The organism is Streptomyces sp. NPDC051913 (genome assembly GCF_044593635.1).
Lineage (GTDB): Bacteria > Actinomycetota > Actinomycetes > Streptomycetales > Streptomycetaceae > Streptomyces.
On sequence record NZ_JBIUCI010000023.1, the window covers coordinates 106,563 to 127,518 of the forward strand.

The window sequence follows — 20,956 nt, forward strand, 5'->3', positions numbered from 1 at the left end:
CCGCGCCTGCGCGCCGCGCCCATAGAATCACCGGGTGAACGCCCCCGTACCCCCGGCCGAGACCCTCCGCACCGCACTGGCCGGCCTCCTCGACGGTCTCCCGCCCAGACAGGCCGCACAGGCCGTGGAGCGGCTGATCGCCACCTACCGCGGGGCGACCCCGACCGACGCCCCCATCCTCCGCGACCGCGCGGACGTCGCCGCGTACGCCGCCTACCGGATGCCCGCGACCTTCGAGGCGGTGCGGTCGGCGTTGGAGGAGTTCGCGGCCGCGACCCCGCAGTGGGCGCCGCACAGCCATGTCGACGTCGGCGGCGGCACCGGCGCCGCGACCTGGGCCGTCACCGCCACCTGGGACGGTGCCCGCCCGGTCACCGTGCTGGACTGGGCCGAGCCCGCGCTGGCCCTGGGCCGGGAGATCGCCGCCGCCAACCCGGTACTCGGCGCGGCGAAGTGGCAGCGCTCTCGCATCGGAGCGGCGCTCACCATCGAGAGCACTGATCTCGTCACCGTCTCCTACGTCCTCAACGAACTCACCCCCGCCGACCGCACCGCCCTGGTCGACGCCGCCGCGACCGCCGCACAGGCCGTGGTGATCGTCGAGGCCGGCACCCCGGCCGGCTACGCGCGCGTGATCGAGGCCAGGGACCGGCTCATCGCCGCCGGCTTCCACATCGCCGCCCCCTGCCCGCACAGCGCGCGCTGCCCGATCGTCCCCGGCGAGGACTGGTGCCACTTCTCGGCCCGGGTCAGCCGCTCCTCCCTCCACCGCAAGGTCAAGGGCGGCTCCCTCGCCTACGAGGACGAGAAGTTCAGCTACGTCGCCGCCACCCGCTTCCCCGTCACCCCGGCGCCCGCCCGCATCGTCCGGCGCCCGCAGATCCGCAAGGGCCAGGTCCTGCTCGACCTCTGCGAGACGGACGAGCGCCTGACCCGGACGACGGTCACCAAACGCCACGGTGACCTCTACAAGGCGGCCCGCGACGCCGAATGGGGAGACGCCTGGCCGCCGGAGCCGGATCAGGACTGAGGCGGTCGCACTGGCGCACACCTCCCCGTACGAACACCTCCGCACGCCCCTCCCCGCGCGGAACCGCCCCGTGCCACCGGCACGTTGAAGCGGGAGTGAGGGGCTGTGGGGGACTCGGGGCGGACCGGGGACGGCTCCTTCGGAGGTACCCGTGCTCGTCCTGGCGCTCGTCATCACCGGCGGTACAGCCGTCGTGTCCGGCCTGCTGATCGTCGTCGTCAGGCGCACCGGCACCGCCACCCAGCAGATCGTCAAGATCCTCCTCGCAGTCGTGGCCATCTCCATCGCGGTCTTCTTCGGGACACTGGCGCACCTGGACGACACCGGCGGCCACCCGGTCGGCGCCGAGGACGACCGCGCCGCCGTCGCCCGCTCCGCCATGCCGTCCACCCCGTCCACGACGACCCCGCCGACGTCCACCCCACCGCAGACCGCACCCCCGGCGGACGAGTCGTCGCCCGTCACCCGGCATTCCTCGTCCATACCGGAGCGAACCCCCGACAAGGCGCCGGACGAGACGCCCGGAGGGGCACCGGCGGCGACGTCCGCCGACACCCCCACCGGCCACGACAACGCTCCCCGCTCCAGCCCGGCCAGGATCCGCATCCAGGGCGCCGAGGCCCCGTGGTCCGGTATGTGCCTGGACGTCTACGGACCGCTGACGGACCCCGGCACCCCGGTACAGATCTGGCACTGCGAACGCGTCGCCGAGATGGAGTGGCGATACGGCACGGACGGCACCCTCGTCGGCTACGGCGACAACTGCCTCACCGCGGCGGGCGTGGCCGCGGACGCCACCCCGGTGGAGATGCGTCCCTGCGACGGCGGCGCAGGGCAGCGGTGGCGGCGGGTGGGGGAGGAGTTCCACGGGCCGGACGGCTACTGCCTCGACATCAAGGGGCCGGGCACGACGGACGGGACACGCGTGCAGCTGTGGACCTGCGAGGGCGTGCCGCAGCAGCAGTGGAGGACGACCGCGCTCTAGCGCTCGGCGAGACGTTCCGTCTCACCTCCCTGGTACCGTCGCCCCATGCCCAACCAGCCCGCCCCCGCCCCCCAGCAGCCCGACTCCAGCCGCCGCAGCGCGCGGTCCCGCCGGGCCATCTACGACGCCGCCCTCGCGCTGGTCGGCGAGGTCGGCTACCCCAGGACCACCATCGAGGGCATCGCGGCCCGCGCCGGCGTCGGCAAGCAGACGATCTACCGCTGGTGGACGTCGAAGGCGGACGTCCTGCTGGAGGCCTTCCTCGATCTCAGCGGCCAGGCGGCCGAGGCGGCGGGGCAGGAGCCGTACGCCATCCCCGACACCGGCGATGTCGCCGCCGACCTCAAGGCGGTCCTGCGGGCCACCGTCGACGAGCTCCAGGACCCCCGCTTCGAGACGCCGTCCCGCGCGCTGGCCGCCGAGGGCCTCGTCAACGAGGAGCTCGGCCGGGAGTTCGTCGCCAAGCTCCTCGAACCGTCGCTCCAGCTGTACGTCGAGCGGCTGCGGGCCGCGCAGGCCGCGGGCCAGGTCCGTCCCGAGGTCGACCCGCGCATCGCCCTCGAACTGTTCGTCTCGCCCCTCGCCCAGCGCTGGCTCCAGCACACCGCGCCCATCTCGTACGAGTACACCGACACCCTCGTCGACTACGCCCTCCACGGCCTCGCACCCCGCTGAGCCCCCGAGCCGCGGCAGCGGACCCGTCGCCGGCGCGATCCCTGTGACCAGGACGACAACCACCGGCGCGACAGGGGGCTAAATCCCGGCAAAGCGGGCCATGGCGCGCGATCCATACCCCCGGTACGCCCTGTCCCACCTACCCCGGTTGTCGGCTCCGGCCCCCCGGAGCGCAGGATGGTGGGACCATAGGGCATGCTGACCGCACCACAGCGAGGCGAGGGGATAGATGAGCCAGGAGTTCGGCGGCCGGACCGGCCTTCAGGGCAAACTCACCCAGTGGCTGCGCGGACGCCGCCCCAAGGAGGCCGCTGACGACAGCGGTCGTGAGGCCCTGCTGGTGGCCGCCGTCGAGGCGGGGCTCCCCCTCGCTCCCGCCGCGCATCCGGCTCCCGGCTACCGCTGTTCCTGTGACCGGGTCGGCTGTCCGACCCCCGCCCGGCACCCCGTCTCCTTCGCGTGGCAGACCCAGTCCACCACCGACCGCGGCCAGATCGAGCGCTGGGCCCGGCACCAGCCGCAGGCCAACTTCATCACCGCCACCGGCATGGTCCACGACGTCCTGGACGTCCCCCTGGACGCCGGTCTGGAGGCCATGGAGCGGCTGCTCGCCTCCGGTATCGAGGTCGGCCCGGTCGCCGAGAGCAGCGACGGCCGCCTCCTCTTCTTCACCCTCACCCGCGGCACCCCCGAGGACGAGGACGAGTGGTGGCCCTGCGAGCTGGACTGCCACCCCGAGACGGCGGACGAGCATCCCGGACTGCGCTGGCACTGCCGGGGGTCCTACGTCCTCGTACCGCCCGCGCGACTGCCCGGTGACGGGCAGGACGTGCACTGGGTCCGCGGCCTCGAACACCCGCTGCCCGACCCGCTGAGCCTGCTGGAAGTCCTCACCGACGCCTGCGCCCGCTACGCCGGCGCGGAGCCCGACCACGTCTCCACGGCCTGGCCCCTGCGCGGCTGAGACCCCCCGGGGCTATTCGCCCTTGCCGGCCGTCAGACCCTGGATGCGGCCCAGCACCGCCACCCGTCCGCCGTCCGCGTTCCTCGGCGGGTCCAGGGCGAGCTCGTTGGAGATGGTCTCCAGCGTCAGCGACTGCTTGACCTCTCCGGTCGTCAGCGCCTGCACGGCCGCGGTCTGCGTGGGCACCGAGGTGCCGGGCGCGGCGGTCTGCTTCTCGTAGTGCCGCGTGGTGAAGAACACCGCGGCGCCGCCGTCCTTCGTGCGCAGCGCCAGCGGGGCGTACGCGCCGCTCGTCAGCGGCTCGTCGATGTACTGCCGGACCAGGCCGGGCTTCTTGGCCTGCTTCTGGCGCTCGGCGCGCCACCCGCTCGTGTGCGCGCCGTCCGCGAAGACCCCGCCCTTGCCGTCCTTCAGATAGGTGGCGTAGTCCTGGCTCAAGTCCTCGGGCGCGACGGCCAGTTCGGTGGAGTTCACGGGGACGGCCTCGGCCCGGCCGTCCTCGTCCGTCTTGAACTCCGGTACGGCGTCCGGGGCGACGAGCGTCAGATACGCCGCCTGGAACGGCTCGTCGAGACCGTTGCGGGTGAACACGAACAGCCAGCGCGCGGCGCCGCCCTTGTTGGCGGCGGCGTCGGCGACGAACCAGCGTGGCCAGCCCGCCTTCTCGGTGATCGTGTACTTCACGTCGGACAGCTTCAGCGGCGTGTGGGCCGGGTTTCCGTCCGGGCTGGTCACCGAACCGGCCTTCAGCCGGGCCGCGTCGATGTCACCGAGGGGCCCGGTGACCCGGTCCGCGTCCAGTGAACTGTCGTACGCGCTGTCCGCGTTGTTGTACGCGGTCGTGAACTCCTGAAGTGCCTTCGCGGCCTCGGCCTTGGTGGTGGCGGGGAGTACCTCGCGTTCCCCGTGCACCACCACGCATCCGCTCGCCGTCAGCGACAAAGCGGTCACCGAGGCCGCTATCAGCGCCTTGCGGTCAAGACTGCGAAGCCTTCGAGGGCTGCGATCCCTGCTCATCGGGTACCTTCACCTTCCCCTTCCCGGAGGCGAACCCTACCGGGGCGAGGAACAGCGCGAGCGTCGGGATCAGGTACAGCAGCCACACCGTGACCTGGAGGACCGTCGGGTCCGGCTGGAAGTTGAGGACGCCCTTGAGCAGGGTGCCGTACCAGCTGTCCGGCGGGATGGTGTCGCTGATGTCGAAGGCCCGGTTCGTCAGTCCCGGCACCCAGCCGGCCTCCTGGAGGTCGTGGAAGCCGTACGCCAGCACGCCCGCCGCCACCACGACCAGCATGCCGCCGGTCCAGGTGAAGAACTTGGCGAGGTTGATCTTCAGCGCGCCCCGGTAGAACAGCCAGCCCAGCACGACCGCCGTGGCGATGCCGAGCCCGGCGCCGATCACCGGGCGCGGGGTGCCGTCACCGGCCGCGCGCACCGACGTCCACACGAACAGGGACGTCTCCAGGCCCTCCCGGCCGACGGCGAGGAACGCGGTGGCGACCAGTGCGCCGGTGCCCATCTGAAGGGCCGCGTCCAGCTTGCCGTGCAGCTCGGACTTCAGGTGCCGGGCGGTGCGCCGCATCCAGAAGACCATCCATGTCACGAGGCCGACCGCGATGATCGACAGGGAGCCGCCGAGCGCCTCCTGTGCCTCGAACGTCAGCTCCTGGGAGCCGAATTCGAGCGCGCAGCCGAAGCCGAGCGCGAGGGCGACCGCGACGCCGATGCCGATCCAGATGGGCTTCAGCGCGTCCCTGCGGCCCGTCTTCACCAGATAGGCGATGAGGATGCAGACGACGAGAGAGGCCTCCAGGCCCTCACGCAGACCGATCAGATAGTTGGAGAACACGGTCGCTCACGCCTCCTTGGAGAACAGCGTCCGGCCCCACCAGTCGTCCTTGTCCCGGACGCCGGGCGGGACGGCGAAGACGGCCGAACCCACGTGCTGGATGTACTCGTTGAGGGCGTCCGTGGCCAGGTTGCGCTGGATGCGGATGAACCCTTCCCTGACGTCCCGCATGTACGCCAGGAAGAACAGCCCGGCCTCCAGGCGGCCGAGGCCGTCCGTGCCGTCGGTGAAGGAGTAGCCGCGGCGCAGGATCGTCGCCCCGTGGTTGGACGTCGGGTGCGCGAGCCGGACGTGCGCGTCCGGTTTCATCGCCTTCAGGAACGGCTCGTCACGCTCCTTGGCCTTGCCGACCGGGGCGCCCTCGCCCTTGTCCCGGCCGAAGATGTCCTCCTGCTCCTGCAAGGGGGTGCGGTCCCAGGTCTCGATGTGCATCCGGATGCGCCGGGCGACGAGATAGGACCCGCCGGCCATCCAGTCGGGCCCCGCCTTCTCGTCGACCCACACGAACTTCTTCAGCCGGTCCGTCTCGGTGCCCGCGATGTTGCGGGTGCCGTCCTTGAACCCCATGAGGTTGCGCGGGGTCTGCTCCTCGGGCGTCGTGGAGGACGTCTTGCCGAAGCCGAGCTGCGACCACTTGATGACGACCTTGCCGAAGCCGATCCGGGCGAGGTTGCGGATCGCGTGCACGGCGACCTGCGGATCGTCCGCGCAGGCCTGCACGCACAGATCGCCGCCGCTGCGGTTCTTGTCCAGGGCGTCCCCGGCGAAGTGCGGCAACTCGACCAGCCCGTCGGGCTGTTGGTCGGCCAGCCCGAACTTCTGGAAGAGGGAGGGACCGAAGCCGATGGTGAGGGTCAGCCGCGACGGCTTGAGCCCCACGGCCTCCCCGGTGTCGTCCGGCGGCGCCTCGGCCAGCCCGCCGAAGGCCCCCTCGCCGACGGCCTGTCCACCGGTCATCCGGCGGGCGGCGGCCGTCCAGTCCTTCAGCATCCGCACGAACTCGGCGCGGTCCTCGGTCTGTACGTCGAACGCGGCGAAATGCAGCCGGTCCTGCACCGGCGTGGAGATCCCGGCCTGATGGGCACCGTGGAAGTCGACCGCGGCGCCCGTCTCGGCAGCCACGGTGTCGACGTCGTCGCCACGGGTCATCGCGACCGCGCCACCGGCCGCGACGGCACCGAGCGCGAGCCCGGCGCCGCCCCAGCCGATGAGTGAACGGCGAGAAGGAGATTCCGTCATGGTGGTGTCCCCCTACTTCGAGACCACGGCGGCGGCGAGCTTGGACAGCGGCTCCGCGAGCGCGTTGACCGCGTCCGACAGCTCCTTGCGGTCGGCGTCGCCGACCTTGTCGTACGAGGTGAAGTCGTACGACGTCTTGTCCGCCCGGTACTTGTCCAGCAGCGTGTTCAGCGCGGCGAACTGCTTGTCGAGCTCGCTGACCAGGGCCGGGTCGTTCTCCTTGGCCACGGCCTTCAGCAGCTCGTACGACTTCTGCGCGCCCTCGACATTGGCCTTGAAGTCGACGAGGTCGGTGTGCGAGTAGCGCTCCTCCTCGCCGGTGACCTTGCCGGTGGCGACCTCGTCGAGGAGCTCCTTGGCGCCGTTGGCCATGGAGGTCGGGGTGATGTCCGCCTTGCCGACCCGCTTCTGCCAGTCGGTCAGATCGGTGATCAGCTGGTCGGCGAGCTCCGAGTCGCGGTCGGTGAGCTTCTTGTCCTTCCAGAGGGACTTCTCCAGCCGGTGCCAGCCGGTCCAGTCGGTGGCCGGGTCCTGGCCGTCCTCCAGGCCGTCCTCGCGGACGTCGACCTTGGGGTCGATGTCACCGAAGGACTCGGCGACGGGCTCGGTGCGCTCCCAGCCGATACGGGAGGGGGCGTACGCCTTCTGAGCCGCCTTCAGATCCCCGTCCTTGACCGCCTTGGCGAAGGTCTCGGCGAGCGGCAGGGTCGCGTCCGCCTGCTCCTGCACATAGGTGCGGTAGGCGGCGACGGCCTTGTCGAGGCGCGGGTCGCGCTTGGCGGCGGTGCCGCCGGTGGCTTTGACGTCCTGGCGGATGCCGTCGCCCTTCATGCCGGGCTTGCAGGCGATGGTGTAGTCACCGGCCTTCACCTCGGCGGTGACCCGCTGCTTGGTGCCGGCGCCGATGTTCTCCCGCTCGGTGACGATCCGGTCGTCGGGGAAGAGGAGGTAGACCTCGGTGACCTTGGAGCCCTTGTTCTCGATGGCGAGCTCGACGTGCCCGGCCGGGAACTCCTTGGTCGACACCTCGCACTTGCTGTCGGTGGCGGTCACGTTGATCACCCGGTCGCCGCTCGCGTCGCCGCCCTTCTCGGTGCATCCGGTGAGGGCGGTCAGAGCCGCCACGGTGGCGGTGGCGGTGACGGCGGACAGGCGGACGGCTCGCATGCAGGCTCCCGTGGGTGGCGTGGGTGGCCGAAAAATCACGTGACAGCGCTCACACGGATTGGTGAGGCTGCCCTAACTTAACCGAGGCTTACCTGCGTGATACCCGGTCGTGCCGTGATTCACCTCTCATAGACGGTGTAAGGGCACGAGCCGATCACGGTGACTTAAAACGGACCCCAAGAACGTCTCAAGAAGCATCAAAGGTGAATCACAGATTCCGGGCCGGGGCGACGAGCAGCGCCCCCGTCCGCGGATGCGGAAGCACTTCCACCGGCTGCTGGTACACCTCCGACAACAGCCCCTCCTCGAACACCTCCCGCGGCGGCCCGTCCGCCACGAGCCGCCCGGCGCACAGGATCGCGACCCGGTGCGCGTACGCCGCCGCGAGCCCCAGATCGTGCAGTACGACGACGACGGCGTCCCCGGCCCGCGCCCGCTCCCGGCACACCCTCAGCACCAGCTCCTGATGCCGCAGATCGAGCGCGGCGGTCGGTTCGTCGAGCAGCACGAGCGGCGCACGCTGCGCCAGCACCCGAGCGAGCGCGACCCGGGCCCGCTCACCGCCGCTCAGCGCGGAGAAGGGGCGTGGTGCGAAGGCGGTGGTGTCCGTCTGCCGCATGGCCTGTGCCACGGCGGTGTCGTCGCCCTCGGGATCGACACCGGCCCAGGGAGCCCGCCCCATCCGGACGACGTCCTCGACGGAGAAGGGGAAGGAGAGCGCGGCGGACTGGGGGAGGACGGCCCGGCGCAGGGCGAGATCGGGGGCGGACCACTCGCTCGCCGGACGGCCGTGCATGCGTACGACCCCTTCGGCGGCCGGGATGTCGGCGGCGAGGGCGGAGAGAAGCGTGGACTTGCCGGCGCCGTTGGGCCCGACGAGCGCGAGCACCTCACCGGCGCGGACGGTGAGGTCGATGCCCTGGAGGACGGTACGGGAGCCGAGACGGACGTGAAGGGCGCCGACTTCGGCGAGGACGTCACCGGGGGAGGCGGGGGAGGGAGGGGTGGGACGAGGGCGGAGGAGTCTCATGGGCGGGGTTCCTTGGGGGAGGGGTCGGGGAGGGTGAGGAAGTCCTCTTCACCGCTGATGAGGGGCTGAGCTGGTGAGGGCACGGCGAGGTGACGTACCCAAGGGGCGCGGGGCTGTGCCGGATGTGCGGCCACCGCCGCGTGGGCGCGACCAGCCCCCACTACCCGCACACGACACACAACCCACTACGCCCACCCCCCTTGCCGCCGCCGAGTCCTCCGCAGCAGCCAGAAGAAGAACGGACTCCCCAGCAACGCCGTCAACACACCCAACGGCAACTCCGCGGGCGCAGCCACCGTGCGGGCCGCGAGGTCCGCCCCCAACAACACGAGCGCCCCCAACAGCGCACTCCCCGGCACCAGAAACCGATGCCCCGGCCCGGCGGCCATCCGCAGCAGATGCGGCACCACGAGCCCCACGAAGCCGATGATCCCGGCCACGCTCACCGCCGCAGCCGTCAGCAACGCGATGACCAGTACCAGCACCACCCGCAACCGCTCCACGTCCACCCCCAGATGCCGGGCCGGACGTTCCCCGAGCGACAGCAGATCCAGTCGCCGGGCGTACCAGGGCGCCACCGCCAGCCCGAGCACCGCACACGGCAGCACCGCGAGCACCTTCGGCCACGTCGCCTGCGCCAGCGACCCCAGCTGCCAGAACGTGATCTGGTTGACGGCGGCGGTGTCGGCGTAGAACAGGAACAACCCGATCACCGCCCCCGCGAACGCGTTCACCGCGATCCCGGTGAGGATCAGCGTGACCACCTCGGTCCGCCCGCCGGACCGCGACATGGCGTACACCAGCAGCACCGTGCCGAGCCCCGCCACGAACGCGAACACCGAAACCGTCCAGGTCCCCAGGAAGTTCACGCCGAACGCGATCGCCGCGACCGCTCCCACCGCCGCCCCCGAGGAGACGCCGATGACCCCCGGCTCGGCGAGCGGATTGCCGAACACGCCCTGCATCAGCGCCCCCGCACACCCCAGCGAGGCCCCGACGAGCAGCGCGAGCACGATGCGGGGGAACCGTACGTTCCACAGCACGGACTCGGCGACCCGGTCCAACTCCCGGCCACCCGGACCGACTCGATGCAGCACCGAACCCAGTACGTCACCCACCGGGATCGGATACGCCCCGACCCCCGCCGCGACCGGCACGAGAACGAGCAGGGCGACGACCAGGCCGACGGTCAGCAGCCAGGAGGCCGAGGGGCGACTTCGCGCCGGCGCCTCGGGCGAGGTCGCCCCGCCCCGGGGCGTGGCCTTCTCCAGTACGGTCACGCCCCACCGTCCTTCGCGTACAGCTGCCGCACGACCGACTTCAGCACCTGGTCGGTGCGCGGCCCGTAGTTGAGGAGCACCCCGTCCTCGACCGAGACGACCCTGCGGTCCATCCCGGCCGGGGTCTGGGCGACGCCGGGGATCCCCACCAGTCCGTCGAGGCCGCCCACCGACTCAAGTCCCTTGGCCATGACGAGAATCGCGTCCGGTGCGGCCTTCACGAGCGCCTCGCTGGTGAGGGCGGTGAAGTCCTTCGTCAGGCCCGACTCGGCCCCCGCGTCGATCCCTCCGGCCGCCTCGATGAGCGAGGTCGCGCCGGAGCCCTTGCCGCCGATCAGATAGACGGAGGCGGAGCCGCGGAGGTAGAGGAAGGCGACCCGGGGCTTCTCTCCGGTATGCGGAACTCGCCTGCTCGCGGCGGTGATGCGCCGCTCGGAGCGGGATGTCAGCCGCTCGCCGGCCTTCGGTACGCCGAGCGCGTCGGCCACCGCCCGGATGCGCGTGCCGACATCGTCGAGACCGCCGGCCGGGTCGACCACGAGCACCGGGACACCCGCGGCGCGGATCTGGTCCATCGCCTCCTCCGGACCGGTGGTGGTCTCGGCTAGCACCAGATCGGGCTTCAGCGACAGCACGCTCTCGGCCGACACGTCATGGCCGCGGGTGACGACCGGCAGCTTCGACGCCTGCGCGAAGGTGGCCGTGATGTCGCGGGCGGCGACCCGGTCGCCGAGGCCGAGGGTGAACACGATCTCGCTGAGGCTGCCGGAGAGCGGCACGATCCGCTCGGCCCGCTCGACGGTCACCTTCCCGCCGTCGGCGGAGGTCACGGTGACGGGGAGTTCCGGGGTGGGCGCGCCGGTGAGGGGCTCGACCCGGTTGGCGGTCGTCGTCGCCTCGGCGGAGGGCGCCGATGCCGGGGCCCCGCCTCCGCAGCCCGTCGCCGTCGTGAGGGCGAGCACCGTCAGCAGTGCGCCCGTCATTCGTGTGCGCAAGCGTCGTCGCACGGGTCCGTCCGTTTCTTCGGTGTCATCGATCCGACCGGCGGAAACCTGTTGTTCCCGGCCATTGGAGCTTAGGTTAGCCTTACCTTTGTTCGCTACCGGCAGTCGTATCCGGAGGACCCCCATGCCCGCACGTCTCCGTGCCCTGGTCGCCGCGGTCTGCGTGGCCGTCCTGGGCGCCGCGCTCCCGGCGGCCACCGCGCACGCCGCGAGCCGCACCGTGCAGGGCGGCCGCCTCGACTGGGGCGTCAAATCCTCCTTCCAGAGCTATGTCACCGGGCCCGTCGCCCAGGGGAGTTACTCCCTGACCGGCGGTGCGGCCACGGTCGGCGGCGGGGCCTTCCGCTTCCACTCGGCGACCGGCACCTACGACGGCGACACCGGCGCCTTCACCGCCGCCTTCTCCGGCGGCGTCCGCTTCACCGGCCACAAGACGGACGCCGGCACCTACCAGCTCGACCTCACCCTCAGCCGCCCCACCGTCCGCGTCACGGGCTCCACCGGGACCCTCTACCTGGACGTCACCAGCAAGGCGAAGGGCACCGGGACGGTCACGACGTCCCGCCAGGTGCCCTTCGCCTCCCTCGCCCTCGGCGGCATCGACATGCGGGGCGGCGGCACCGCGGTCGTCCTCAACAACCTTCCGGCCACGCTCACTTCGCAGGGCGCCCGGTCCTTCGCGGGCTACTACACGGCCGGCACCGCACTGGACCCGGTGAGCCTGTCGGCGGACGTGCGGGCGGCGGTCACCGGGTCGCCGACTCCGAGTGCCTCCAAGTCCCCTACCCCGAAGGAGACGTCGGACAGCGACGGCATCGAGGACGGCGCCGTCGACTGGGGGGTGCGTCGCACCTTCCGCGAGTACGTCACCGGCGACATCGCCCAGGGCGAGTGGACCCTGTTGGCCGGCGCCCAGGACGGCGGAGCGTTCTTCCGCTTCCCCGGCGGGGACGGCACGTTCGCCGACGGCGCCCTGACGGCGACCTTCAAGGGCACCGTCCGCTTCACCGGCGCCCACGGCCTCGACCTGAGGCTGAGCGATGTCCGGGCCACCGTCGCCGGGGACGGCGAGGGCACGCTGTACGCGGATGTGGTGACCGCCGACTTCACCGGTGAAAGGGTCCCCCTCGTCACCTTCACCGCGAAGGGCCTCAAGGCGAAGGAAGGTCTGGTGACGGTCACCGAGGCCCCCGCGAAGCTCACGGAGCGGGGCGCCAAGGCCTTCGCCGGCATGTACCGGGCGGGCACCGCCATGGACCCCGTGTCCCTGGCCGTCGCCCTCACCGACTCCGCCCGGCTCCCCGCCCTGCCCGACCTCGGCAGCACCCCCACGCAGAGTGCGAGCCCGGCCGCGAAGTCGCCGGACACCTCCACCGAGCCCGTCGCGAGCACGTCGTCCGACGACGGCACGGGCGCGGCGCTGCCGATCGGCCTCGCGGCGGGTTCGCTGCTGCTGGCGGCCGGGGCGTTCGCGGTGCTCCGCAGGCGCCGTACGCGGGCCGCGGCCTCCGCCGCACAGGACGACTGACCCCCCTTCCCCCTTCCCCCTTCCCCCTTTCCCCCGTCCGCCCGTTGCCCACGGCCGGACCCCCGCCCAAGGAGAACCGCACATGCCCGTCAGACCTCGTCGCCGTCCCCTCGCCCTCGCCGCAGCCGTCGCCACCGCGGCGACCGTCGGTGCCACCGCGCTCGCGATGGCCGGCGCGACCAGCGCGGCGGCGGCCGAAGTGCCGCTCAGCGGCTATGAGTTGACCTGGGGGATCAAGCAGTCGTACCGCACCTACGTCACCGGCTTCGCGGCCGGCACCTTCACCGCGACCGACGGCGCCGCACAGGCCGCCGACAACGGCGTCTTCACCTTCACCGAAGGCACCGGCACCTACGACTCCACCGCGCACACCCTCGCGCTCGGTTTCCAGGGCGCCCTGAAGATCGAGTCGAAGCTGCACGGCTTCGAGATCGACCTGTCCGACGTGCGCTTCGACAGCGCGACGGCGGAGATCACCGCGGACGTGACCAGGTCCGGTACGACCACGCAGGACGTGCCGCTCGCCGACGTCACGGTCACCCGTGCCATGACGGACATGGAGACCAAGCTGACGAAGGAGGCCGCGGACGTCTTCGGCAGCGCGAGCTACGAGGGCGCGACGGGCGACCCGCTGACGGTCGTACAGAAGACACAGCCCCCGACACCGACGCCTACCCCGACCCCGACGCCGACGCCGACGCCTACCCCGACGCCGACCCCGACTTCGACCCCCACGGCGACCGAGAGCGTGACGCCCACGCCGACCCCTTCCGCGACCACCGAGGAACCGGTGGCGACCGCGGGCGACATAGTCGACGGCACGCTCGGCTGGGGTGTGAAGCAGTCCTTCCGCACGTACGTCGTGGACGGCGTGGCCAAGGGCGGGATCACGACCTCGGACGGGGCGACCCAGGCCGCCGGGAACGGGATCTTCTCCTTCGTCGACGCGACCGGGGAGTACGACACCGACGCGGACACCCTCTCCGCCGCCTTCGCGGGCGCGGTGAACTTCAAGGGCCATGAGGAGAACGGCGAGTACGGCCTCGACCTGACCCTGAGCGACGTCCACGCGACGCTCGCCGCGGGCAAGGGCGAGCTGACGGCGGACGTCACGAGCCTCGGCGAGAAGACCGAGGACGTGGTCCTCGCCGACCTGAAGACCACGAAGGCGGACCTGACGGCCACGGACGACGTCATCACCGTCAACGACGTCGAGGCCACCCTCACCGAGGCCGGCGCGAAGGCGTTCGGCGGCTTCTACACGGCCGGTACGGAACTCGACCCGGTGGACCTCGCGCTCGCCGCGACGGACGACGCGACCCTGCCGACGGACGACGACTCGGCGTCCGCGAGCCCCTCGTACTCGACGTCCGGCACGACGGGCGGCACGGCGTCCGGCACGACTGGTTCCACGACGGGCGGCGTCACCGGCGGCGCCCTGGCCACCACCGGTGCCGGCACCCCGGTGGGCGCCCTGGGCGCGGCGGCCGCGGTGACGGCGGCGGCGGGCGCGGGCGTCGTGTTCGCGGTGCGCAGGCGGCGCACGCAGGCGTAGAACCGGCCCCCGTGCGCAGGGGCCACCGGGAACCAGGCTCGCCCGTTCCCGGGCCCCTCCCCGGCGGAGCCCCACCGGGGACGACCTCGCAGCCCGCGCAATGTTTCAATGCCCCCGTGACTGACTACGACGTCCTCCGCGTCTTCTGCGCGCCCAACGGCGGATACGGCAACGAACTCGGCGTCGTCCGTGAGGGCTCCGTGATGCCCGGCAGGGACGAACGGCAGGCGTTCGCGGGCAAGCTCGGCTTCAGTGAGACCGTGTTCGTCGACGATCCCGAGCGCGGTGTCATCGACATCTACACGCCCACCCTGCGGCTGCCCTTCGCCGGACACCCCTGTGTCGGCACGGCCTGGCTGCTGGACGTGCCCGAGCTCGTCACGCCCGCCGGGCTCGTGGGCGCCCGGCTGGACGGGGAGTTCAGCTGGATCGAGGCGCGGGCGGAGTGGGCGCCGCCGAGGACCCTGCGCCAGTACGCCTCGGCCGCCGAGGTCGACGATCTCCCCGTACCGCCCAAGGGGGAGTGGATCTACGCCTGGGCCTGGGAGGACGAGCCCGCCGGGCGGGTCAGGGCCCGCGGCTTCCCCGGCCGGGACGACGGCATCGAGGAGGACGAGGCGACCGGCGCCGCGGCGATCCTGCTCACGGATCTGCTCGGCCGCGCCCTGAACATCACCCAGGGCGCGGGCTCACAGATCCTCACCGCTCCACAGCCCTACGGCTGGGTGGAGATCGGCGGCCGGGTGGTGCTGGAGCGGGAGCCCGAGCGCTAGGTCGTGTCCGCCCTCCGGGCGGACGACGGGACTTTGCGGACACGACCTGGGTCGTGTCACGCGCTCAGCGGGAATTCCTCGCCCAGCGCCCTGAACACCGCCGTGTTGAGGGCGAACGCCCTCTTGCACTCCGCGACGATCCGCTGCTTCTCCAGGTCGTCCGCCCGGATCGCGTCCAGCAGTGCCCGGTAACCCCGCTTGAACGCGGCCGGGTTGGCGACCCCCTCGAAGACGTAGAAGCGCACGCCGTCGCCCTTGCGCGCGAAGCCCCAGGTCTTCTCCGCCTTGTCGCGGATGATCTGGCCGCCGGACAGGTCGCCGAGGTAGCGCGTGTAGTGGTGGGCGATGTAGCCGGCGGGCCAGCGTTCGGCGCACTCGCGCACCCGGTCCGCGTACGCCTGTGTGGCGGGCAGCGCGGAGACTCCCCTACGCCATCCGGGGCCCCGCAGATGCTCCAGGTCCCGCTCCAGGGCGGCGAGCCGGTACAGCTCGGGCTGGATGAAGGGGCCGGCCACCGGGTCCGACGCCAGCCGGTCCGCCCCGGCCTCCAGTGCCTCGTACACGAACCACAGCTGCTCGGTGTAGCGGGCGTACGCGTCGACCCCCAGCCTGCCGCCCAGCAGATCGCTCATGAACGACGAGGTCTCCGCCTCGACGTGCTGTTCGTGGGACGCGGTGCGGATGACTGTCGAGAAGGAGTCCATGCGCCATATCCTCTAAGGTTAGGCTTACCTAAGTCAATAGGTTTGCCGACAGCCTGTCGGTAAAAGCGTACAAGAAAAGACCCGCCCCCAGCAGGGGGGACGGGTCGGGCGAGCGCGCCCTACGGCAGCGTCAGGATCTCCGTACCGCTCTCCGTCACCACCAGCGTGTGCTCGAACTGCGCCGTCCGCCTGCGGTCCTTCGTGACGACCGTCCAGCCGTCGTCCCACATGTCGTAGTCATGCGTGCCCAGCGTCAGCATCGGCTCGATCGTGAACGTCATCCCGGGCTGGATGACCGTCGTCGCGTGCGGGCTGTCGTAGTGCGGGATGATCAGGCCGCTGTGGAAGGACGAGTTGATGCCGTGACCGGTGAAGTCACGGACGACCCCGTAGCCGAAGCGCTTGGCGTACGACTCGATGACCCGGCCGATGATGTTGATCTGGCGGCCCGGCCTGACCGCCTTGATCGCGCGGTCGAGGGATTCCCGTGTGCGCTCCACCAGTAGACGGCTCTCGTCGTCGACCTCCCCGACCAGATACGTGGCGTTGTTGTCGCCGTGCACCCCGCCGATGTACGCGGTCACGTCGAGGTTGACGATGTCCCCGTCGTTGAGGACCGTCGAGTCCGGGATCCCGTGGCAGATCACCTCGTTGACGCTGGTGCACAGCGACTTGGGGAAGCCGCGGTAGCCGAGCGTGGAGGGATAGGCGCCGTGGTCGCACATGTACTCGTGCGCCACCTTGTCCAGTTCGTCGGTGGTGACACCGGGCGCGATCTTCTTGGCCGCCTCGGCCATCGCCCGGGCCGCGATCCGACCGGCACGGCGCATCGCCTCGATCGTCTCGGGCGTCTGCACCTCCGGACCGGTGTACGGCGTCGGCGCGGGCTTGCCGACGTACTCGGGACGACGGATGTTTCCGGGGACGGAACGGGTGGGGGACAGCTCCCCTGGGACGAGCAGCGACTGGCCAGACATGTCAGTGAGTCTAACGAGCGGGCGTGGGGGAACATGTTCGTGGCGAGAGGAGCAGGTCATGGCCTTGTTCAAGAAGCGCACGGTCGGCAAGCCGGGCGAGTGGTACTACTGCCTGGAGCACAAGAAGGTCGAGGAGGGGCCGGAATGCCCCGCCAAGGACCGCTTCGGTCCGTATGCCTCCAGGAAGGAGGCCGAACACGCGATGGAGACCGCCCGCGAGCGCAACCTCGAGTGGGAGAACGACCCGAAGTGGCACGATGCCACGAAGGGCGCCGACGAGGACTGATCAGGCCCGTGCAGCCTGCTCACGCTGTGCCCGGACCCGTGCCGCGTGCTCGTCGGTCCGGGCGTCGTACGTCATCAGCTTCGGCAGGCACAGGGCCAGCAGGCCCACCGCGCCCGCGCACAGCAGTCCCCCCGACCACACCGACGTCCGCACGCCCCACCAGGCGGCGAAACCGCCCGACCTGACCTGGCCGAGGGTCGGGCCGACCGAGTAGGACAGCAGCTCGATCCCGGCGAGCCGGCCCCTCAGCTCGTCCGGGATCGTCTGGTTCCACATCACCCCGCGGAAGATCCCGCTGACCATGTCGCAGCCGCCGGCCACGGTCAGGAACAGCAGCACCAGCCATACGTCGCCGACGACCCCGGCCGCCGCGACGGCCACGCCCCACAGCGCGGCCGACAGGACCACCATCCGGCCGTGCCGATGGATGCGGGCCGTCCAGCCGCTGGTCGCGCTCACCAGCATCGCCCCCAGCGGCACCGTCGCGTACATCAGCCCCAGCGACCACTCCGCGTCCAACTCGTCCGCGAGGAACGGGAGCAGCGCCAGCGGCATCGCCAGGAACATCGCCGCGAGGTCGACGGCGTAGGTGCCGAGGAGTTCCTTGCGGCTCCAGGCGTACCGCGCTCCCTCGGCGATCGCCTTCAGCGACGGTTTCGCCGCCTCGTGCGCGGCGGGCGAGGAGGCGATCGGGATGATCAGCGCCACGGACACGACGAAGGTGACCAGATCGGCGGCGTAGGCCCAGCCGAGCCCCGCGTACGCCACCACCACGCCCGCCAGCGCCGGGCCGGCGACCCCGCCGACCGTCCAGCGGAAGGTGTTGAGGGAGGCCGCGGCCGGGAGATGGTCATGGGCCACGATCCGCGGCCACAGGGAGTCCAGCGCGGGACGCTGGACCGACACCAGCGCCGAGGAGAGGGCGGCGACGACATACAGCGGCCACACGGCCGGGTGCGGCATCAGCGCGTTGAGCAGCAGCACCGCGCTCAGCAGACCCTGCCCGGCCTCCGTCCAGACGATCAGGCCCCGCTTGTCGAGCGCGTCGGCGAGCGCACCGCCGTACAGCCCGAAAACGATCAGCGGGACGAGTTCCACCGCGCCGATGGCCCCCACGGCCGCCGCCGATCCGGTCAGGTCCTTGATCTGCACCGGCAGCGCGACGAACGTCAGGAAGCTGCCGAAGTTCGAGATCAGCCCCGACACCCACAGCCGCCGGAAATCGGCCGAGGCCCGCCAGGGAGCGAGGTCGGGCAGAACGGAGCGGAGACGGGAAGGGGCCGTGTCGGCGTCGGTGTCGGTCACGAGCGGTCATGCTCGGGCGGGGCGGCCGACCGGGCAACCGAATTTCCCGCTACCAGCGCGCCGGCGGCGGCGCCGTGAGCTGCTCCGTCAGCCGGGAGAGCCGGTCCCGGAAGCGACGCGGGCCACGCGGCGCGGGCACCGCGTTCTCACCGGCCGCCGCGCTCACCAGATGCTGCACGGTGTCCAGATCGAGGTCCGTGCCCTGCGGCACGGCCAGCGACTCGTGCGCCAGCGCCGCCAGGTCCCCCTCGTCGGGGCCGAGCGCGAGGACGGTCGCCCCGGCCCGGCGGGCGTCGTGCACCCGCTCAAGGAGCGGCGCGTCCGGCCCCTCCGGCCCGTTCGGCGACACCACCAGCAGCGTCTCGCCGCGCCCCGTCGCCGCCAACCGGCCCAGCCCGACGGCCAGATGGGCCGGATCGGAGGGCTGCGCGTCATGCCGTACGAGCGTGGGGGCCAGCTCGGGCGTCCCGGACCAGGCCGCCTCGTCCACCAGATGCGCGGCGAGATGCCAGGGCTCGTACTCCGGGGTGCCCACCAGCAGCAGCCCGCCCCCGTGCGACACCACCGACCCGCGCAGCACCCCCGCGAACCTCCGGGTCGCCCCCAACCACTCGGTCCCGGCGAGCACTTCACGCAGCAACGCGACACGTACGGCGTCCATGCGACCGCATCCTGCCGCAACCGGCCAGGCGCGGCCCCGAGTTCCCGTCGAATTCGCCCGAACCGGTCCGGGGGAGCGCGCCCCCGCCCTCACCTGACCGGCCGAGGCGCGCGAGCCGCACGTAAAGTCAGCCCATGACCTCTACCGACAGTGCTGCACAGACCCCCGCGAAGGCGCCCGCCAAGGACCCCTGGGACCTCCCCGACGTCTCCGGCCTTGTCGTCGGCGTGCTCGGCGGGACCGGCCCCCAGGGCAAGGGCCTCGCCTACCGGCTCGCCAAGGCCGGCCAGAAGGTGATCATCGGCTCGCGGGCCGCCGACCGTGCCCGGGCCGCCGCCGACGAGCTCGGGCACGGGGTCGAGGGCGCCGACAACGCCGAGACCGCGCGCCGCAGCGACATCGTGATCGTCGCCGTGCCGTGGGACGGCCACGGCAAGACCCTGGAGTCGCTGCGCGAGGAACTCGCCGGGAAGCTGGTCGTCGACTGCGTCAACCCGCTCGGCTTCGACAAGAAGGGTGCCTACGCCCTGAAGCCGGAGGAGGGCAGCGCCGCCGAGCAGGCCGCGGCCCTGCTCCCCGACTCCCGGGTCGCCGCCGCCTTCCACCATCTGTCGGCCGTCCTGCTCCAGGACCCGGAGATCGACGAGATCGACACCGATGTGATGGTCCTCGGCGAGGAGCGCGCCGACGTCGAGATCGTCCAGGCCCTCGCCGGGCGCATCCCCGGCATGCGCGGCGTCTTCGCCGGCCGGCTGCGCAACGCCCACCAGGTCGAGTCGCTGGTCGCCAACCTGATCTCCGTGAACCGCCGCTACAAGGCGCACGCGGGGCTGCGCGTCACGGACGTGTGAGGGGATGGGGGACACTGGACGTCGTCGTGCACCGGTGTCCCCCGACAGGAGAATCGCCCCCATGCCCCGCCTCGCCCTCTACGCCCTGATCGTCTGCCTGCTCGCCGTCGCCGCGGCGGTCGTGTCCTTCGCGCAGGGCAGCTGGCTGGGGATCGTGTGGGTGCTGATCGCGGGGCTGTCCAGCAACATGTGCTGGTACTACGTCAAGCGCGGCAAGGCCGAGCGCGACACCTCGGTCACGAACTGACCGAGCAGAAGTCGCTGGTCTGCCAGAACCGGAAAAGGTCCTGACCGCAGTACGTCTCGAGATCGCTGATGCCGAGCGAGGCCAGGATCGAGTCGATCAGGTCGAAGAACGCGTGGTTGACCGACGGCACCCACAGCAGCGCGAACACGAACAGCAGACCGAACGGGGCGAAGGGCTCCACCTGACGCTTGATCTTGTACGACAGCCAGGGCTCGATGACCCCGTAGCCGTCCAGGCCCGGGACCGGCAGGAAGTTCAGGATCGCCGCCGTCACCTGGAGCAGGGCGAGGAAGGCCAGCGCGAACCGGAAGTCGGTCGGCACGCCGTCCAGGGCGTCCAGCCAGAACGGGGCGGTGCACACGACCGCGAACACCACGTTGGTCAGCGGTCCGGCCGCCGAGATCAGACTGTGCTTCCAGCGCCCCCGGATCCGCCCGCGCTCGATGAACACCGCCCCGCCGGGCAGACCGATCCCGCCCATGATCACGAAGAGGACGGGCAGGACGATGCTCAGCAGGGCGTGGGTGTACTTGAGCGGGTTCAGGGTCAGATAGCCCTTCGAGCCGACCGAGATGTCACCGCTGTGCAGGGCGGTACGCGCGTGCGCGTACTCGTGCAGACACAGGGAGACGATCCACGCGGCCGTCACGAACAGGAACACCGCCACCCCGGGCTGCTCCGCGAACCCGGTCCAGGTGGCCCACCCGGTCACCGCCGTCACGGCGAGGATCCCGACGAAGACCGGGCTGATCCGCCGGTCGCTGCGGCGGGCGGCAGTGGCTGTCATGGGGTTCCCCCGACTCTCGTACACGCTCTGGGACTGCCCGACCGTACCGGGCCTACGCC

22 protein-coding genes are annotated in these 20,956 nt (G+C 71.6%); 10 read left to right on the top strand and 12 right to left on the bottom strand.

Translation table 11 applies throughout. From position 1 onward, the window contains the following. Positions 1–34 precede the first annotated feature (34 nt). From ACIHIX_RS42350 to ACIHIX_RS42365, 4 genes are all read left to right on the top strand, one after another. Positions 35–1,030, top strand: a complete 996-nt coding sequence (locus ACIHIX_RS42350; RefSeq protein WP_399965906.1) for a small ribosomal subunit Rsm22 family protein — start codon at positions 35–37, stop codon at positions 1,028–1,030. A gap of 151 nt (positions 1,031–1,181) precedes the next feature. Beyond that, positions 1,182–2,015: a ricin-type beta-trefoil lectin domain protein gene (locus ACIHIX_RS42355; protein ID WP_399965907.1), complete on the top strand. Its 834-nt coding sequence runs from the start codon at positions 1,182–1,184 to the stop codon at positions 2,013–2,015. Positions 2,016–2,060: 45 nt separating this feature from the next. Next, on the top strand, positions 2,061–2,690 hold the full coding sequence (locus tag ACIHIX_RS42360; protein WP_399965908.1) for a TetR/AcrR family transcriptional regulator: 630 nt from the start codon (positions 2,061–2,063) through the stop codon (positions 2,688–2,690). Between the two features lie 229 nt (positions 2,691–2,919). Then, entirely contained in the window at positions 2,920–3,654 is a 735-nt protein-coding gene (locus ACIHIX_RS42365) for a bifunctional DNA primase/polymerase (RefSeq protein WP_399965909.1), read from the top strand. 12 nt (positions 3,655–3,666) lie between these two features. Here the strand turns inward: ACIHIX_RS42365 and ACIHIX_RS42370 are convergent, their stop codons facing one another. The 7 genes from ACIHIX_RS42370 to ACIHIX_RS42400 form a co-directional block, all read right to left on the bottom strand. Beyond that, positions 3,667–4,671: a hypothetical protein gene (locus ACIHIX_RS42370; RefSeq protein WP_399965910.1), complete on the bottom strand. Its 1,005-nt coding sequence runs from the start codon at positions 4,669–4,671 to the stop codon at positions 3,667–3,669. Beyond that, complete coding sequence (gene efeU, locus ACIHIX_RS42375; protein ID WP_399965911.1) at positions 4,631–5,503, bottom strand: iron uptake transporter permease EfeU; 873 nt, start codon at positions 5,501–5,503, stop codon at positions 4,631–4,633. The genes ACIHIX_RS42370 and efeU overlap by 41 nt, the downstream gene beginning before the upstream one ends. 6 nt (positions 5,504–5,509) lie before the next feature. Next, positions 5,510–6,742, bottom strand: a complete 1,233-nt coding sequence (efeB, locus tag ACIHIX_RS42380; protein WP_399965912.1) for an iron uptake transporter deferrochelatase/peroxidase subunit — start codon at positions 6,740–6,742, stop codon at positions 5,510–5,512. Positions 6,743–6,754: 12 nt separating this feature from the next. Next, entirely contained in the window at positions 6,755–7,909 is a 1,155-nt protein-coding gene (gene efeO, locus ACIHIX_RS42385; RefSeq protein ID WP_399965913.1) for an iron uptake system protein EfeO, read from the bottom strand. Between the two features lie 208 nt (positions 7,910–8,117). Next, complete coding sequence (locus tag ACIHIX_RS42390) at positions 8,118–8,939, bottom strand: heme ABC transporter ATP-binding protein (RefSeq protein ID WP_399965914.1); 822 nt, start codon at positions 8,937–8,939, stop codon at positions 8,118–8,120. Positions 8,940–9,124: 185 nt separating this feature from the next. Then, positions 9,125–10,219: a FecCD family ABC transporter permease gene (locus ACIHIX_RS42395; protein WP_399965915.1), complete on the bottom strand. Its 1,095-nt coding sequence runs from the start codon at positions 10,217–10,219 to the stop codon at positions 9,125–9,127. Then, a complete protein-coding gene (locus ACIHIX_RS42400; protein WP_399965916.1) occupies positions 10,216–11,202 on the bottom strand; it encodes a hemin ABC transporter substrate-binding protein in 987 nt (328 codons plus the stop codon). Before ACIHIX_RS42400 ends, ACIHIX_RS42395 begins: the two co-directional genes overlap by 4 nt. 145 nt (positions 11,203–11,347) lie before the next feature. On the opposite strand from ACIHIX_RS42400, the gene ACIHIX_RS42405 reads away from it, so the two are divergent. The 3 genes from ACIHIX_RS42405 to ACIHIX_RS42415 all read left to right on the top strand — a co-directional run bounded on the left by ACIHIX_RS42405 (position 11,348) and on the right by ACIHIX_RS42415 (position 15,079). After that, positions 11,348–12,751, top strand: a complete 1,404-nt coding sequence (locus ACIHIX_RS42405; protein WP_399965917.1) for an HtaA domain-containing protein — start codon at positions 11,348–11,350, stop codon at positions 12,749–12,751. A gap of 82 nt (positions 12,752–12,833) precedes the next feature. Continuing rightward, the gene (locus ACIHIX_RS42410; RefSeq protein ID WP_399965918.1) at positions 12,834–14,306 is read left to right on the top strand and encodes an HtaA domain-containing protein; all 1,473 of its coding nucleotides are present in this window, start codon (positions 12,834–12,836) and stop codon (positions 14,304–14,306) included. 116 nt (positions 14,307–14,422) lie between these two features. Further along, a complete protein-coding gene (locus tag ACIHIX_RS42415) occupies positions 14,423–15,079 on the top strand; it encodes a PhzF family phenazine biosynthesis protein (protein ID WP_399965919.1) in 657 nt (218 codons plus the stop codon). 56 nt (positions 15,080–15,135) lie between these two features. Here the strand turns inward: ACIHIX_RS42415 and ACIHIX_RS42420 are convergent, their stop codons facing one another. Together ACIHIX_RS42420 and map are read right to left on the bottom strand one after the other, a co-directional pair. Continuing rightward, the gene (locus tag ACIHIX_RS42420) at positions 15,136–15,783 is read right to left on the bottom strand and encodes a heme oxygenase (biliverdin-producing) (protein ID WP_399965920.1); all 648 of its coding nucleotides are present in this window, start codon (positions 15,781–15,783) and stop codon (positions 15,136–15,138) included. A 119-nt stretch (positions 15,784–15,902) separates the two neighbouring features. Then, a complete protein-coding gene (map, locus tag ACIHIX_RS42425; protein ID WP_399965921.1) occupies positions 15,903–16,760 on the bottom strand; it encodes a type I methionyl aminopeptidase in 858 nt (285 codons plus the stop codon). Between the two features lie 58 nt (positions 16,761–16,818). Here map and ACIHIX_RS42430 point away from each other — a divergent pair, with 58 nt between their 5' ends. Continuing rightward, a complete protein-coding gene (locus ACIHIX_RS42430) occupies positions 16,819–17,046 on the top strand; it encodes a hypothetical protein (RefSeq protein WP_399965922.1) in 228 nt (75 codons plus the stop codon). Here ACIHIX_RS42430 and ACIHIX_RS42435 read toward each other — a convergent pair whose 3' ends face one another. Further along, positions 17,047–18,351, bottom strand: a complete 1,305-nt coding sequence (locus ACIHIX_RS42435) for an MFS transporter (RefSeq protein ID WP_399965923.1) — start codon at positions 18,349–18,351, stop codon at positions 17,047–17,049. It abuts the gene before it with no gap. 49 nt (positions 18,352–18,400) lie between these two features. Beyond that, on the bottom strand, positions 18,401–19,012 hold the full coding sequence (locus ACIHIX_RS42440) for a hypothetical protein (protein WP_399965924.1): 612 nt from the start codon (positions 19,010–19,012) through the stop codon (positions 18,401–18,403). A gap of 134 nt (positions 19,013–19,146) precedes the next feature. Here ACIHIX_RS42440 and npdG point away from each other — a divergent pair, with 134 nt between their 5' ends. Both npdG and ACIHIX_RS42450 read left to right on the top strand, forming a co-directional pair. After that, positions 19,147–19,863, top strand: coding sequence for an NADPH-dependent F420 reductase (gene npdG / locus ACIHIX_RS42445; protein WP_399965925.1), 717 nt, complete (start codon positions 19,147–19,149; stop codon positions 19,861–19,863). 4 nt (positions 19,864–19,867) lie between these two features. Beyond that, the gene (locus ACIHIX_RS42450; protein WP_399965926.1) at positions 19,868–20,110 is read left to right on the top strand and encodes a hypothetical protein; all 243 of its coding nucleotides are present in this window, start codon (positions 19,868–19,870) and stop codon (positions 20,108–20,110) included. Here the strand turns inward: ACIHIX_RS42450 and ACIHIX_RS42455 are convergent. Further along, positions 20,100–20,897, bottom strand: coding sequence for a site-2 protease family protein (locus ACIHIX_RS42455; RefSeq protein ID WP_399965927.1), 798 nt, complete (start codon positions 20,895–20,897; stop codon positions 20,100–20,102). The two genes, ACIHIX_RS42450 and ACIHIX_RS42455, sit on opposite strands and share 11 nt — an antisense overlap. Positions 20,898–20,956: the final 59 nt, after the last annotated feature.

Bases quoted from the DNA above. Each gene is read 5' to 3' on its own strand.
- efeB (WP_399965912.1), bottom strand. From the start codon at position 6,742: ATGACGGAATCTCCTTCTCGCCGTTCACTCATCGGCTGGGGCGGCGCC.
- ACIHIX_RS42400 (WP_399965916.1), bottom strand. From the start codon at position 11,202: ATGACGGGCGCACTGCTGACGGTGCTCGCCCTCACGACGGCGACGGGC.
- ACIHIX_RS42420 (WP_399965920.1), bottom strand. From the start codon at position 15,783: ATGGACTCCTTCTCGACAGTCATCCGCACCGCGTCCCACGAACAGCAC.
- ACIHIX_RS42390 (WP_399965914.1), bottom strand. From the start codon at position 8,939: ATGAGACTCCTCCGCCCTCGTCCCACCCCTCCCTCCCCCGCCTCCCCC.
- ACIHIX_RS42370 (WP_399965910.1), bottom strand. From the start codon at position 4,671: ATGAGCAGGGATCGCAGCCCTCGAAGGCTTCGCAGTCTTGACCGCAAG.
- ACIHIX_RS42430 (WP_399965922.1), top strand. From the start codon at position 16,819: ATGGCCTTGTTCAAGAAGCGCACGGTCGGCAAGCCGGGCGAGTGGTAC.
- ACIHIX_RS42365 (WP_399965909.1), top strand. From the start codon at position 2,920: ATGAGCCAGGAGTTCGGCGGCCGGACCGGCCTTCAGGGCAAACTCACC.
- ACIHIX_RS42405 (WP_399965917.1), top strand. From the start codon at position 11,348: ATGCCCGCACGTCTCCGTGCCCTGGTCGCCGCGGTCTGCGTGGCCGTC.
- ACIHIX_RS42455 (WP_399965927.1), bottom strand. From the start codon at position 20,897: ATGACAGCCACTGCCGCCCGCCGCAGCGACCGGCGGATCAGCCCGGTC.
- ACIHIX_RS42360 (WP_399965908.1), top strand. From the start codon at position 2,061: ATGCCCAACCAGCCCGCCCCCGCCCCCCAGCAGCCCGACTCCAGCCGC.
- ACIHIX_RS42410 (WP_399965918.1), top strand. From the start codon at position 12,834: ATGCCCGTCAGACCTCGTCGCCGTCCCCTCGCCCTCGCCGCAGCCGTC.
- ACIHIX_RS42450 (WP_399965926.1), top strand. From the start codon at position 19,868: ATGGGGGACACTGGACGTCGTCGTGCACCGGTGTCCCCCGACAGGAGA.
- map (WP_399965921.1), bottom strand. From the start codon at position 16,760: ATGTCTGGCCAGTCGCTGCTCGTCCCAGGGGAGCTGTCCCCCACCCGT.
- npdG (WP_399965925.1), top strand. From the start codon at position 19,147: ATGACCTCTACCGACAGTGCTGCACAGACCCCCGCGAAGGCGCCCGCC.
- efeO (WP_399965913.1), bottom strand. From the start codon at position 7,909: ATGCGAGCCGTCCGCCTGTCCGCCGTCACCGCCACCGCCACCGTGGCG.
- ACIHIX_RS42440 (WP_399965924.1), bottom strand. From the start codon at position 19,012: ATGGACGCCGTACGTGTCGCGTTGCTGCGTGAAGTGCTCGCCGGGACC.